General features: G+C 46.3%; 11 protein-coding genes. 6 read left to right on the top strand and 5 right to left on the bottom strand.

Annotated features, from left to right (window positions below; all coding sequences use genetic code 11):
- Positions 1–41: 41 nt before the first annotated feature.
- Genes A3CY_RS0104065 through A3CY_RS0104050 form a run of 4 tightly spaced genes read right to left on the bottom strand, consistent with a single transcriptional unit; the run spans position 42 to position 4,532 of the window.
- Positions 42–1,232 carry a metallophosphoesterase gene (locus A3CY_RS0104065; protein ID WP_018336628.1) on the bottom strand — a complete coding sequence of 397 codons (1,191 nt, stop codon included), beginning with the start codon at positions 1,230–1,232 and terminating at the stop codon, positions 42–44.
- A 6-nt stretch (positions 1,233–1,238) separates the two neighbouring features.
- Positions 1,239–1,940: a carbohydrate-binding family 9-like protein gene (locus tag A3CY_RS0104060; RefSeq protein WP_148375465.1), complete on the bottom strand. Its 702-nt coding sequence runs from the start codon at positions 1,938–1,940 to the stop codon at positions 1,239–1,241.
- A 16-nt stretch (positions 1,941–1,956) separates the two neighbouring features.
- A complete protein-coding gene (locus tag A3CY_RS0104055; protein ID WP_018336626.1) occupies positions 1,957–3,627 on the bottom strand; it encodes a formate--tetrahydrofolate ligase in 1,671 nt (556 codons plus the stop codon).
- A gap of 17 nt (positions 3,628–3,644) precedes the next feature.
- Complete coding sequence (locus A3CY_RS0104050; RefSeq protein WP_018336625.1) at positions 3,645–4,532, bottom strand: coiled-coil domain-containing protein; 888 nt, start codon at positions 4,530–4,532, stop codon at positions 3,645–3,647.
- A 209-nt stretch (positions 4,533–4,741) separates the two neighbouring features.
- Between A3CY_RS0104050 and A3CY_RS0104045 the strand changes: the two genes are divergently transcribed.
- A complete protein-coding gene (locus tag A3CY_RS0104045) occupies positions 4,742–6,031 on the top strand; it encodes a DUF2851 family protein (RefSeq protein WP_018336624.1) in 1,290 nt (429 codons plus the stop codon).
- Between the two features lie 104 nt (positions 6,032–6,135).
- Here the strand turns inward: A3CY_RS0104045 and A3CY_RS0104040 are convergent, their stop codons facing one another.
- On the bottom strand, positions 6,136–8,244 hold the full coding sequence (locus A3CY_RS0104040) for a M3 family metallopeptidase (RefSeq protein WP_018336623.1): 2,109 nt from the start codon (positions 8,242–8,244) through the stop codon (positions 6,136–6,138).
- Between the two features lie 150 nt (positions 8,245–8,394).
- Here A3CY_RS0104040 and A3CY_RS20185 point away from each other — a divergent pair, with 150 nt between their 5' ends.
- The 5 genes from A3CY_RS20185 (at position 8,395) to uvrA (ending at position 13,853) form a co-directional block, all read left to right on the top strand.
- On the top strand, positions 8,395–9,651 hold the full coding sequence (locus tag A3CY_RS20185; protein ID WP_018336622.1) for an FMN-binding protein: 1,257 nt from the start codon (positions 8,395–8,397) through the stop codon (positions 9,649–9,651).
- Positions 9,652–9,750: 99 nt separating this feature from the next.
- Positions 9,751–9,993 (top strand): 50S ribosomal protein L28, encoded by a 243-nt coding sequence (rpmB, locus tag A3CY_RS0104030; RefSeq protein ID WP_018336621.1) that lies wholly within the window; start codon positions 9,751–9,753, stop codon positions 9,991–9,993.
- Between the two features lie 11 nt (positions 9,994–10,004).
- Positions 10,005–10,193, top strand: coding sequence for a 50S ribosomal protein L33 (gene rpmG / locus A3CY_RS0104025; protein WP_018336620.1), 189 nt, complete (start codon positions 10,005–10,007; stop codon positions 10,191–10,193).
- A gap of 7 nt (positions 10,194–10,200) precedes the next feature.
- Positions 10,201–10,353 (top strand): DUF4295 domain-containing protein, encoded by a 153-nt coding sequence (locus A3CY_RS22400; RefSeq protein ID WP_018336619.1) that lies wholly within the window; start codon positions 10,201–10,203, stop codon positions 10,351–10,353.
- 653 nt (positions 10,354–11,006) lie between these two features.
- Complete coding sequence (gene uvrA, locus A3CY_RS0104010; RefSeq protein WP_018336616.1) at positions 11,007–13,853, top strand: excinuclease ABC subunit UvrA; 2,847 nt, start codon at positions 11,007–11,009, stop codon at positions 13,851–13,853.
- Positions 13,854–13,883 lie beyond the last annotated feature (30 nt).

Here is a 13,883-nt window from a genome sequence, read left to right as displayed (position 1 = left end):
CAAACATTATAATTAGAGTATTTCAATAATATCTCAAAACTTTATTTCCTCTTGTTCGTCAATTCTATCAGTGTGATTTCCGGTCGTTGACCGATGCGTCCGGCGAACCCGAGGTAGCCACTCCCGCGGGAAACGTATAATTGCCGTCCGTTCGTTTCGTACAAGCCGTTGTATTCCGGGTAGACGTATATTGACGGACTCCATCGGAAGCTGCCTATTTGTATCCCGATTTGCATGGCGTGGGTATGTCCTGCAAGCATGAGAGCCACGGGGAAACGGATGACCTCGTCCCGCCAGTGTGACGGGTCGTGGGAGAGGAGAATCACCGGGTGTCCTTCCGTGCCTTGCAGGGCTTGCGGAAGGTTACCGAAACAGGGGAAAGGTGGGCGTCCGCAATTCTCGACACCGGCGAGGTAGATCGTGTCCGTGCCGATCACGAGGGGTACGTTGGTATTATTCAACATTTGGAAACCTGCCGTTTCCATGTTGATAAAGAATTGTTTCAGGTTGTTCTTTTGTTCTTCCGGGGTTGCCCATCTCACGTATGTACCGTAATCATGGTTTCCCGTGGAGGAATACACGCCGTGTTTCGCTTTTAGTTTTTTCAACTGTTCGATCCAGGGATCCATTTCCGAGGCAAAGCTGTTTACCATGTCTCCGGTAAACACGATCAGATCGGGGTTCAAGGCGTTGACTTCGTTCACGAGTTTTTTGACCCCGGGATAATGCTCGCCATAACTACCTAGGTGTAGGTCGGTGAGTTGCACGATGCGGAAACCGTTGAAATTGTCAGGGAGTTCCTTGATACATACTTGTTGGTGTTCTACTTTGAAATTATATCGTCCCCAGGTGATGCCATAGAAAATCAGTAGGAAAGAGAATGCGGCAAGCCCGAGGGCTGTCCGGTGTATGATGCGGGATGCCGGGATACATTTCAGTTTCCGCAATAGGATGGCGAAGATGTTAATAATGATGTATAGAGTCTTTGGGGTATAGAAAAGTAGAATCACGGAAACACCTTTGCCTACCCAGAAATAGGCTTCCGGTCCTTTTAGCGTAGGGATAAAGAAATGATAGACAACGATACAAGCCATGAAAAACAGGGAGTGTAGCCAGAACAAACAATTGTAAATTCGTTTTTTCAAGTAACGTTTGATTTGCCAATAGAGTAGCGAGTCGTTCAGCAACACGCAGAGTAGTCCGGCTATAAGTATGAGTAATCCTGTTTTCATGTTTATTTATTTGAATATAAGGGTCCCGAAGTGTTCCGGTTGGTGAAAATCCGGTTTTGGGGTTTTCACGGGATGCCAGGTCACGAAATGGGGGTGGGGTAGTTTATTCCCGCATTTATGGAAATTACCTCTAACCGTGGTTCCCGGCTTGGGTTGAAATTTGTGTCTGAAAAAGACGGTATAAGGGATTTTTACCGTGAGCGACCATTGGTAGAAGGCTTCGTCCGGATCTTCGTTGTTGAATTTTATCGTGGAGTCCCGGAGAATAGTACTGTCCAACCTGCGGGGAACGGGTCTGCGGTTCTCCCGGCTAGTGCCGAATGCGCCTAATACCGTGCCGATAGCGTTGATTTCTATATTGTAATATCCCACGCATTTCTCGGGTTGAATAAAAAACTCGACACATGAATCTTCCCACACGGGTGCGCAAGGTGTGATTTCCGTGGCTCGGAATTCATATTCCTGCACGTCGAATTTCAGGAAAAGATGGTGTTCATTGTAGGCAATCCGAAAGTAGACTTTGGGTTTGTTGGGATAATCGTCAGTCCAATTGATTTCTTGCAGGTTTATTCGGGTACATTCCCGATCTAGATAATAACTCAAAGCCTGTAAGGTTTCGCTGCTTGCTACTTCCGGGAATTTTTTTATTTCAATGATATCCATGGCGAGAGAAAAAATGGGACGTGTCAGGTGAAATTTGCCTGACACGTCAATATAATTTATTTTAGAATAGTCCGGTGATTTTACCGTCGTTGTCGATGTCTATCTTTTCAGCTGCCGGAATATCCGGTAAACCGGGCATTCGCATGATACTTCCCGTGATCGGGATGATGAATCCCGCACCTGCCGCTATTTCAATCTGGCGTACCGTTACCACAAAATCTTTCGGGCGTCCCAGCAGTTTCGGGTTGTCCGAGAGTGATTTCTGAGTCTTGGCGATACATACCGGAAGTTTATCCAGACCTAGATCCATCACTTTCTTCAAGTCGGATTTGGCTTCCGAGGTATAGTCGATAGCAGCCGCACCGTATAGTTCCTTGGCGATCGTCTCGATTTTCTTCTCCACGGTCCAGTTCCAGTCGTAGAGAGGTTTCATGCTGCAAGTGCATTGCTCTGCCACTTTGGACACGAGGCGTGCCAAGTTTTCGGCTCCTTCACCACCTTTTGCCCAAACTTCGGCAACCTCCATGGGTACATCCAGCGCTTTGCAGGTTTCGGCAAGGAAGGCGATTTCCTCGTCGGTGTCTGTCACGAACTTGTTGATAGCGACTACGGGGCAGATATTGAATTTCTTCATATTCTCCACCTGTTTCTCGAGGTTGGCAACGCCTTTCTTCAACGCTTCCAGGTTCGGTTCCTTTAATTGGTCGAGTTTTACCCCGCCATGATATTTCAACGCTCTCACGGTGGCTACCATAACCACGGCACTAGGCTCCAGACCGGCTTTCACGCACTTGATGTCGAAGAATTTCTCTGCACCGAGGTCGAAACCGAATCCGGCTTCCGTCACCACGTAATCGGAAAGTGTCAATCCCATGCGGGTAGCGATAATGGAGTTCGTTCCTTGTGCTATGTTAGCGAATGGTCCGCCGTGAATGATAGCCGGGTTGCCTTCCAGCGTCTGCACGAGGTTGGGTTTGATGGCGTCTTTCAAGAGAGCCGCCATTGCCCCGTGCGCGTTCAAGTCTCGGGCGTAGATGGGTTGCTTGTCAAACGTGTAACCGATGAAGATGTTGCCTAACCTGTTTTTCAGGTCTTCAAAATCATCCGACAGACAGAGGATTGCCATTACCTCAGAAGCAGCCGTGATGTCGAATCCGGTTTCACGTGGGATACCGGCTGAGGTTCCGCCCAGTCCCACGATGATGTGGCGCAGGGAACGGTCGTTCATATCCATTACCCGCTTCCAGGTTACCGTGCGGGGGTCGATGTTCAACGAGTGGGTTTTACTTTGGATGTTATTGTCTATCAAGGCGGACAGCAAGTTGTGTGCTTTCTCGATAGCCCCGAAATCTCCCGTGAAATGCAGGTTGATGTCCTCCATGGGAACTACTTGCGAGTATCCTCCCCCGGTGGCACCTCCCTTGATACCGAACACTGGACCCAACGAGGGCTCGCGCAATACCACGGTGGCTTGTTTACCGATGCGGTTCAATCCTTCCGTCAGACCGATAGAGATGGTTGTTTTTCCTTCTCCGGCTGGGGTGGGGGATATGGCTGAAACCAGTACTAATTTCTTCCCGTCGATTTTCGATTTATCAATCAGGCTTAACGGTAATTTTGCTTTATATTTCCCGTAGGGTTCCAGTAATTCCCTGTTGATTCCCAGTTTGTCGGCAATCTCGTAGATAGGTTTTATCTGTATGGAATTGGCTATTTCAATATCTGTTTTCATATCTATTATAGTTGATGTTATTTTAAAATGAATTTCGTCGTCCCGATTTGTTGGTTATCTGAGAACAGGTCGGCGATGTATTCTCCTTTTTCCAGGCTACCGTCGTTAGGCCAGAATATGGCGATTTCCAGTTTTTCTCCCTCGTACTCGATCTCTCGTCTGGCGGAATAAGTCAGTGTGGCATTCTGGTATTTGAAATAAGATTTGCTGGAGGCTGCCAGAACTTGTCCGTCCGGGCGGGTGATACGCAAGTAGATCATCCGGGGACCCCGCTTGGCGGCGACGTTCCGGGTGAGCGAAAAGTCGGCTTTCAGCTGGAAACATCTTCTGAGGTTGGTTTCTTTGTCGTTTTTGTTCACGCAATATACCCGGAAATCTTCTACCGAGAGGGTGGTCGCTTTTTCAAGGGTTTCCGCCATTTTTTCGGTTTTTTGTTCCAGTGTTTTATTGCGTTCGCGCACCCAATTCATTTGTTTCTTGACTTCCGTGTTCTCGGCTACTAGTTTTTGGTTCAGCTGGTTCAGCGAGTCGATTTGCACCACGTAGCTTCTCAGTACCGTTTTCAACGTGCCAATTTCTTTCTTGTAGCGATTGATTTCGGCAAAGGAATTGTTCCGGAATTCTTTCATTTTCTCCATGAGCGAGGCGATTTTCTCTTGCTCGTGTGCCAATTTCACGTTCAATGTATCGTTGTCTGTTTTGAGATTATCGTAGTGATGGCTTAGATCAGTTAATTCTTGTTGGAGTTCTTCCTTTTCAGCCGTGATGGCTGCCATATTTTCCCGGTTCTCTTTTTTCTCGATCAGGAAAAAGACAAAAAGAACGATCAGTATGGCGGACAGAACGCCGATAACAATTAGTAACGTCTTATCTTTCTTGTTTTTAGTAAGTTGGTTTTCTTCCATATGCATATTAGGTTTTATGTTATAACAAAAGCTTGGTTATTCATTTCAACAAATATAGATATAAAACGTTATAGAACGGAGAAAGGATTAGATTTTATAAAAATTTAGCACTTGCTTTTTTGATTTAATTTTCCTAATATTGTGACAGGCGTTTTAAAAATGAAATATAGAACCCTTGATGAAATCATAATCTAAAACAGGGAGGTAATATGACGGAAGAATTCTTGCAATACGTGTGGGCAAATTCTCTTTTCACGAGTGTGCGATGCTTTTCTACTAAAGGAAAAGAGGTGGAAATACTGAATGTCGGTTTTCAGAACCGGGACGCGGGACCCGACTTTTTTAGCGCGAAAGTGCGGATAGACTATACCGTTCTCGTGGGGAACGTGGAGATTCACCAGAAGGCGAGCGATTGGTTCCGGCACGGGCACGAGAAGGATGCGGCGTATGATAACGTGATTCTTTCCGTCGTGGAGGATGCCGACATGGAAGTTTATAATTCTCGGGATCGGGAAATCGATGCGATTATCCTGCGATACGATCCCCGGTTATGGGATGAGTATGTTTTCATGCAAGGTGTTCCCGTGGAACCCCGTTGCTATCGTAATCTGCGACGCATTGATTCGTTGCGTATGGATATGCTTCTAGCGGGGTATGGCATCGAGCGTCTGGAGAGGAAATGCGGGGATATTAAAATGATGCTGGAGGAAACGATGTATGATTGGGAGGCTTGTTTCTACCGGATGCTGGTGCGTTACTGGTCGGGAAACGTGAATGCCGATGCTTTTGCTCAATTGGCGCAAAATCTTTCATACAAGAAGGTGATCCGTTGCAGCGATAGTTTGTTCCGGGTGGAAGCCTTGTTGCTGGGATATTCCGGGTTGTTGTCCGATTTGGAGGAAGAGGACGATTACACGATCGCTTTACGGGAAGAATACGAGTTTCAGGCGGCAAAATTCCATTTGACGGCGATGCAGCGGTCACAATGGAAGTATATGCGGATTCGCCCGACGTCTTTTCCGACAGTGCGGTTAGCTCTCTTGGCTGCTTTGATGATGCGGTTTAATTTCATTCTTTCCACGGTTTTGGAAACGGAACGTTTGGAGGATATTTACAAGTTGCTGGATGTGCAGGCTTCCAAGTATTGGAGTACACACTACAAACCGGGAGTACTTGCCACGCAACAAGTGAAGCGATTGGGAAATAGTATGAAGACCGTGATAGTGATTAATGCGATCGTTCCTTTTCTTTTCGTGTATGGCAAGGAGAGGAAAGAAGAGCGCTATTGTGATAAGGCTGTACAATGGTTGGAAGAGTTGGAGGCGGAACGCAATCACGTGACAGAGACTTGGACGAAACAAGGGGTGAAACTGAAATCCGCCTTGCAGTCCCAGGCTTTGCTTCAAATTAAACGGGAATATTGCGACGCTCACCAATGCCTGCATTGCAGGGTGGGAAGCGAGGTGTTCCGGAGTGTGGCTAAGGAATCGGATGTGTAGAGGGGGATTATAAAAAAGAATGGATGTATTGACGGAGATATAAAAAGGGAATGACCAGTTTATCGTGAGGTCATTCCCTTTATACTTTGTATAGAAAGGTGTATTTATTTTAGTCCTTTTCTTTTCAGCAAAGGATCGATCGAGGGTTCTTGTCCCCGGAATTGCTTGTATAAAGTCATGGCATCTTGTGACCCGCCTTTTGACAAGACGTATTCCCGGAATGCTTTTGCTTTCTCGGGATTGAAGATGTCCCCGGTTTCCTTGAAAGCCTCGAAAGCGTCGGCATCCAATACTTCAGCCCACGTGTAGGCGTAATACCCGGAGGAATAGCCTCCCGCGAATATATGCTGGAAGTAGGGGCTGCGGTAACGCACCGTGATTTCGGGAATCAAGCCGATTTTGTCCAACGTGGCTTTCTCGAATTCGTTCGGGTTCACGAGGTCGGTCGTGGTACGGGTGTGGTAAGCCATGTCCAAGAGGGCGGCTGCCATAAATTCGGTGGTGACGAACCCTTGGTTGAAATGTCCGCTCTTTTCCAGTTTGTCGATTAAGGATTGTGGAATGACTTCTCCCGTTTGGTAATGGCGGGCGTATACTTTCATCACTTCGGGATCGGCAGCCCAGTTTTCCATGATCTGCGAGGGAAGTTCCACGAAATCGCGGGGAACGGATGTGCCGGATACCTTATTATAGGTACATTGGGATAACAACCCGTGGAGGGCGTGCCCGAACTCGTGGAAAAGGGTTTGTACCTCGTCGAAGCTGAGTAGGGCGGGAACTCCTTCCCCGGCAGGTTTGGTGAAGTTGCACACGTTCGTGATCACGGGGGAGATTTTTTTGTCTAAAGCCGATTGTTTCCGGTAGGAATTCATCCATGCCCCGGAACGTTTGCTTTCTCTCGGGTGGAAGTCCATGTACAGGATGCCGATATGGTCGCCGTTGGCTTCTTTTACCTCGAAAGCCGTGGCGTCGGGATGGGGTACGGGAATGTCTGCACGCTGCGTGAAGGTTATACTGTATAGTTTATTGGCGGTGTAGAACGCGCCATCTCTCACGCTTTCCAGCGGGAAGTACTGGCGGAGTTCGTTCTCGTCCAACCCGTATTTGTTTTTCTTTATTTTCTCCGCGTAATAGCGCCAGTCCCACGGTTGGAGTTGGAAGTTTTTGCCTTCTTTCCGGATCATTGCCTGAAGCTCGGCTGCTTCTTTTTTGGCTATCGGCAGGGCTGCTTTCCAGATCTGATGGCATAAATTGTACACGTTTTCGGGCGTTTTTGCCATGTTATTGTCCAGAATGAAGGACGCATGGTTGTCATACCCCAGCAATTGGGCTTTCTGTACCCGCAAGGAGGTCATTCTGGAGAGTATTTCTTTGTTGTCGTACTCATTGTCGTTGTTGCAACGGTTGATGTATGCCTTGTATATTTTTTCTCTTAAATCCCGGTTGTCGGCGTATTGCAGGAAGGGAATCATGCTCGGGTTGTGGAGCGTAAATACCCATTTGCCTTCCAATCCGGCGTTTTTCGCGGCGGAGGCGGCAGTGGCAATAACGTTAGCGGGCAGACCGGAAAGGTCTTTCTCGTTATCGATGACTAATTTGAAGGCGTTAGTTTCGTTCAACAGGTTCTCTCCGAATTGCAGGCTTAACACGGATAATTCACTGTTCAGGCGCTTGAAGGTTTCTTTATCTTCTGGGGAAAGGTTGGCTCCGCCTCGGACAAAGTCCTTGTAATATTTATCCAGCACGGTTAATTGCTCCAGGGTGAGGTTTTCTTTTTCCCGGTTCTCGTGCACGGTCTTGATACGGGCGAATAGTTTCTCGTTCAAGTTAATGGCATCCCTGTGTGCGGTTAGCTTCGGGGTGATCTCTTTGGCGATCGCCTTGATCGAATCGTTGGTATTGGCTCCTTGTTGGTTGCCGAACACGGAAGCTACTTTGTTGAGCAATTCCCCGGAGGTCTCCAGCGCGTCGATGGTGTTCTTGAAGGTGGGTGCTTCCGGATTGTTGATGATCGCGTTGATTTCAGCTTGTTGCTGTTTCATCCCTTCCTCGTAAGCCGGAATATAATGCTTGTTCTTAATTAAATGGAAGGGCGGAACCTCGTGAGGGGTTTCGTACGCGTTGAAAAATGGATTTTCATTCTTCACTTGCCCTGATTGGCAGGATTGCATAGCCAGTCCTACGAAACAAACTAAGTAAGTGATTTTCTTCATTCGTGAAATTTTAAATGGTTTCATAATTAAGTTTGCAAATTATCACTTGCAAGGTCACACGTTTACGTGTGACAAATATAATTAAGTCCGATTGAATATACAAGTAAATGATTTTCTCCTTATTTTTGCGTATTTAATGGAAATTGTGTTATGAGTGTAAAAGAGAATGTGGCAACGTTTGTCACGAAGCTGCCAAAAATCATTTTATTGTGCGTGATCGTTTACTTGATTTCGTTGAATTTCAAGACGGTTGAAGAGGATAAGGGAGGAACGGTGGAAACGGAACAATCGGATATTGTTCCCCTGGACGAGGTGAAGAAGTATTTTCCCACTTGCACGAGTGTCGAGAAAGTCAGTGACGTTCGTTATGACGTGAAGGGCGACGGGAAAGTGATCGGCAAGCTGATCGTCACCACGCCTGTTGCCGATGACCTGATCGGTTACGCGGGGAATGTGCCTTTGTTCCTGGCGGTGTCCGGGGAGGATGTGATTCTGGGGCTTACTTTATTGGCTCATAGTGAATCTCCGGCTTTTGTCCGGAGAGTAGAGAAAAGCGACTTTTTCACGTCCTGGAACGGAAAGACGCTGGAAGAAGCGGCAGAGTTGAACGTGGAGGCGGTTAGCGGGGCAACCATGACTTCCGATGCCGTTCGGGGAAGCGTGAAGAAAGCGTTGAATTTTTACCTGGAGCGGGACGGTGGAGGACAGCATACCGATTGGTTGAAGACGATTCGGCATGCCTTGGGAGGTCTGGTGGTGCTATTGGCTCTCGCTAGTGTGTTCTGGGGTAGCCGGATGAAAAGATGGCGTTTGCCTTTGCAGGTGGCTTCTATCTTAATTCTCGGGTTCTGGAGCGGGTATTTTGTTTCGTTCGAGTTGTTGTTCAACTGGTTGTTGAACGGGATACCGTGGGGAGCCCGTGTTTTGCTGCCTGTGGTAGCTTTGTTGGCGATTGCCTGTCCCTTGTTCCTGAACAAGGCGTATTATTGCGCTTACCTGTGTCCGTTCGGGGCAGCCCAGGAACTCATGGGGAAAATTCGCAAGAAAAAGATTGTCCCAAAGGGAATATGGCGGAATATTTTCAAATATACCCGTGTTACCTATTTTATGATGATTCTTGCCTTGTTGTTGTGGGGAATCCCCTTGGAACTGGCTTCTTTGGAACCTTTTCCCGCATTTTTGTTGGCTGCGGCATCGGGTTGGGTGATCGCACTTGCCGTGATATTTTTAGTGTTGTCAATATTTTTTTCTCGCCCCTGGTGTAATTATTTTTGCCTCACGGGAGAGCTGCTGGATATTTTGAGAAAAGGCGATGGGAAGGCAAGCCCGGAGAGATGGAAGAAGGTAGTCGGGGAGGGCGTGGCGCTGGTGATATTCCTGGGAGTACTGTATTTTATTCTGCAATAAAAAAATATTGAAACTTTTTTATCAAAACACTTGATTGTTTGAATTAAAAGTGCGTAATTTGCATCCTGTTTGGAAAGCGTTTATAAAATATTGAGAGAGATGTCAAGAATTTGTCAAATAACAGGAAAAAAAGCAATGGTTGGTAACCATGTTTCCCACTCTAAGAGAAGAGTAAAGAGAACATTCGAGATCAACTTGTTTAAGAGAAATTTTTATTGGCCGGAAGAAGATAGATGGGTACGTTTGAACGTATCAGCAGCCGGATTGCGCCTTATCAATAAGAAAGGTATTAATGCTTGCTTGAAAGAAGCTACTGCCAATGGTTTAATTAAGAACGTATAAAGTAAGAAGAGATGGCAAAGAAGAGCAAAGGAAACAGAGTACAGGTGATTTTGGAGTGCACGGAGCATAAGGAATCCGGTATGCCGGGGACGTCTCGTTATATCACTACCAAAAACAGAAAGAACACCCCCGAGAGAATGGAGTTGCGTAAATACAACCCGATTCTGAGAAGAGTAACTTTACACAGAGAAATTAAATAATTAAGCTATGGCAAAGAAAGTTGTTGCGACATTAAAAACAGCAGATGGTAGAGGATTTGCAAAAATCATCAAGATGGTTAAATCCCCGAAAACCGGTGCCTACACTTTTAAGGAACAAATGGTTCCTAACGAACAGGTGAAAGATGCCTTGAAGAAGTAAGGTTTTAAATCTTTATATAAAAAAGGAGCGTTGTGAAACGCTCCTTTTTTATTTGCAATTTTTTTTCAGAAAAAGTGTAACCTATCAGAAAACTTTCCGTAAAAGAACACAGATTAGCGATCAAGACACGAGAAATGATTGCTAAAACAGAAAGAGTTAGTTTGAAAGATTGAAAAAAATAAATTTCCTTGATTTTTTTCGGGAAATAATGAAACCTTTCTTTTTCGGTGACGTTAAAGAGAGTATATTAGATGATGAACTTATGATTTATTTTTAGCTGTTATTAGATTGAATCATCTAGCATAAAAGAGAGGGGATAGCTTTGACCATGGTTTAAGCTGATTTTCTGAGAGAGTTCTTAATGGTACTGGAATATGTTCTACGGGACACCACGCACACACACACCACACACACAGACGCACGCACACACACACATACAACATCTTTTCGTCAGTCCCAATATATTCCATTTAAGACTTGCAGAGAATCCCTCCTTTTTTATTTATATCATTTAGTAATTTTCGAGTGTACATAACCCTATTTATTTTGATTTGATTCCTAGAATTTTTAACCTTTTCCCGCTTGTGTTTCATTTCCATATTGCCTTTTTTTCTGTAACTTTGCAAGTTAGTTTTTAAGGTCAAGAAAGATACATGGATTACAGAGAAGAAGATAATAATATAGCCATATATGGTGCCCGAGAGCACAATTTGAAAAATATAGATTTAACCATTCCCCGCGATAAGCTGACGGTCATTACCGGGTTGAGCGGTAGTGGTAAATCGTCGTTGGCGTTTGACACGATCTATGCCGAGGGACAACGACGGTATTTGGAAACTTTTTCGGCTTATGCCCGCCGTTTCCTGGGAGGGATGGAACGCCCGGACGTGGATAAGATCACGGGATTAAGTCCGGTGATTTCTATCGAGCAGAAGACGACAAACAAAAATCCCCGTTCCACAGTAGGGACGACCACGGAAATTTATGACTTTTTGCGTTTGCTGTATGCCCGCGCGGGGGTGGCTTATTCCTACGAAACGGGAAGCCGGATGGTGAAATATACCGACGAGCAGATACTGGAATTGTTGCAGAAGGATTTTGCCGGAAAACGTATTCTTCTGCTGGCGCCCGTGGTGAAGGGACGTAAGGGACATTACCGGGAATTGTTCGAGAACCTGCGGAAGAATGGTTTTATTTCTGCCCGGGTAGACGGGGAGATCCGGGAGATCACGATCGGGATGAGCGTCGACCGCTACAAGATGCACGACATCGAGATCGTGGTAGATAAGATCGTGATGGACCAGGTCGACTTGAAGCGTTTAAAAAACTCAGTGGCGACGGCAATGAAGCACGGTAAGGGCGTGATGACGATAAAAGATTACGAGAGCGACGAAGTAAAATATTATAGCCGCCATTTGATGTGCCCGGACACGGGTATTTCCTATAAAGACCCGGCACCCCATACTTTTTCTTTTAATTCTCCTCACGGGGCTTGCAAAAAGTGCAAGGGGCTGGGGTTTGTCAATCAAGTGGCAATGGATAAAATCATTCCGGATGATTCGCTGTCTATTTATGCCGGGGGAATCTTACCCCTGGGAAAATATAAAGGTTCGCTTATTTTTTACCAGATTGAAACGATATTGCGGAAGCATGGCACGGATATAAAACAGCCGATACGGGATTTGCCGGAAGAGGCGTTGTCGGATATCTTGTACGGCTACCCGGGACAGTTCCGGTTGGAGAACGCGGAGATTGGGGTATCTTCCAATTTCCAGACGACGTACGAGGGTATTCTGAAGTACGTGACCATGCAGGAGGAGAACTCAACCTCCAAGAAAGCCAACAAGTGGGCGGAGCAGTTTATTTCCGTGGCTACTTGCGATGTTTGTAACGGGCAACGTCTGAACCAGGAAGCCTTGCATTTCCGTATTAACGGGAAGAATATTGCGGAGTTGGCAAACATGGAATTGTTTGACTTGTACGAGTGGATTTGCGACGTGGAATCTCACCTGGAAGAGAAGCAGAAACAGATCGCGGGAGAGATATTGAAAGAGATTCGTACCCGTTTGAAGTTCATGCTGGACGTGGGATTGGAATATTTATCCCTAAACCGGCAGTCGGTGACGCTTTCGGGGGGAGAATCGCAACGTATCCGTTTGGCGACGCAGATCGGTTCGCAGTTGGTGAACGTGCTGTACATACTGGATGAACCGAGTATCGGGTTGCACCAGAAGGATAACCGGAAGTTGATTCATTCTTTGCAGGAATTGCGGGATAACGGTAATTCCGTGATTGTCGTGGAACACGATAAGGAAATGATGGAGAATGCCGATTACATTGTGGATTTGGGTCCCAAGGCTGGACGAAAAGGCGGGGAAATCACGGCTATCGGGACGTATGCGGATGTGTTGAAGAGCGATAGCCTGACGGCGCAGTACCTGAACGGGAAAAAAGAGATAGCCGTACCCGCACAACGCCGTGAAGGGAACGGGAAAATGATCACGTTGAAAGGTTGTACTGGAAATAACCTGAAAAACGTGAGTGTCGATTTTCCGTTAGGGAAGTTTATTTGCATCACGGGAGTGAGTGGTAGTGGTAAATCGTCGTTGGTGAATGGTACGTTGCACCCGATATTGAGCGCGTATTTCTATCATTCGTTGACGACATCTTTGCCTTACGAGTCGATCGAGGGTATTGACAATATTGATAAAGTGGTGGTCGTTGACCAGAGCCCGCTAGGGAAAAGTCCCCGCTCGAACCCTGCTACTTACACGGGGTTATTTACCGATATTCGTAAAATATTCGAGAAGTTACCGGAATCGCAAATACGTGGATATTCTGCCGGTCGGTTCTCGTTTAACGTGAGTGGTGGTCGGTGTGAGGAATGCAAGGGAGCGGGAGTGAAGACTATCGAGATGAATTTCCTGCCGGACGTGTACGTGCATTGTGAAGCCTGCGACGGTAAACGTTACAATAAAGAAACTCTGGAAGTGCGTTACAAGGGAAAGTCTATCGGTGATGTGCTGAACCTAACGATTAACCAGGCGGTGGAGTTTTTTGAAAATCTTCCTCATTTGCAGTCTAAATTGAAAATATTGCAGGATGTCGGCTTAGGCTATATCAAGATCGGACAACCTTGTACCACCTTGAGCGGGGGAGAATCACAACGTATAAAATTGGCTACCGAGTTGTCCAAAAAGGACACGGGGAGTACCTTGTATATATTGGATGAACCGACAACGGGGTTGCATTTCGAGGATATTGATATCCTTTTAGGTGTTTTGCAAAAGCTGGTCGATAAAGGAAATTCCGTTATCGTGATAGAGCATAACCTGGACGTGATAAAAGTGGCGGATTATATCATCGATATGGGACCCGGCGGAGGTAAGGCGGGAGGCGTCGTTGTTTGTACCGGGACTCCCGAAGAAGTAGCCAAGAATAAAAAGTCGGAAACGGCTCCATTCTTGCGAGAAGAGCTTAGCCGCCATGCAAAATCATAAGCCTTCGGATTCTGTGATTTAGGGATTGTC

The organism is Butyricimonas synergistica DSM 23225 (assembly GCF_000379665.1).
Taxonomy (GTDB): domain Bacteria; phylum Bacteroidota; class Bacteroidia; order Bacteroidales; family Marinifilaceae; genus Butyricimonas; species Butyricimonas synergistica.
This window is presented reverse-complemented; position numbering and strand designations above follow the sequence as displayed.

Excerpts from the sequence above, each read along its gene's own strand:
- uvrA (WP_018336616.1), top strand. The coding sequence starts at position 11,007 with ATGGATTACAGAGAAGAAGATAATAATATAGCCATATATGGTGCCCGA.
- rpmG (WP_018336620.1), top strand. The coding sequence starts at position 10,005 with ATGGCAAAGAAGAGCAAAGGAAACAGAGTACAGGTGATTTTGGAGTGC.
- rpmB (WP_018336621.1), top strand. The coding sequence starts at position 9,751 with ATGTCAAGAATTTGTCAAATAACAGGAAAAAAAGCAATGGTTGGTAAC.
- A3CY_RS0104040 (WP_018336623.1), bottom strand. The coding sequence starts at position 8,244 with ATGAAGAAAATCACTTACTTAGTTTGTTTCGTAGGACTGGCTATGCAA.
- A3CY_RS22400 (WP_018336619.1), top strand. The coding sequence starts at position 10,201 with ATGGCAAAGAAAGTTGTTGCGACATTAAAAACAGCAGATGGTAGAGGA.
- A3CY_RS0104045 (WP_018336624.1), top strand. The coding sequence starts at position 4,742 with ATGACGGAAGAATTCTTGCAATACGTGTGGGCAAATTCTCTTTTCACG.
- A3CY_RS0104065 (WP_018336628.1), bottom strand. The coding sequence starts at position 1,232 with ATGAAAACAGGATTACTCATACTTATAGCCGGACTACTCTGCGTGTTG.
- A3CY_RS0104055 (WP_018336626.1), bottom strand. The coding sequence starts at position 3,627 with ATGAAAACAGATATTGAAATAGCCAATTCCATACAGATAAAACCTATC.
- A3CY_RS20185 (WP_018336622.1), top strand. The coding sequence starts at position 8,395 with ATGAGTGTAAAAGAGAATGTGGCAACGTTTGTCACGAAGCTGCCAAAA.
- A3CY_RS0104050 (WP_018336625.1), bottom strand. The coding sequence starts at position 4,532 with ATGGAAGAAAACCAACTTACTAAAAACAAGAAAGATAAGACGTTACTA.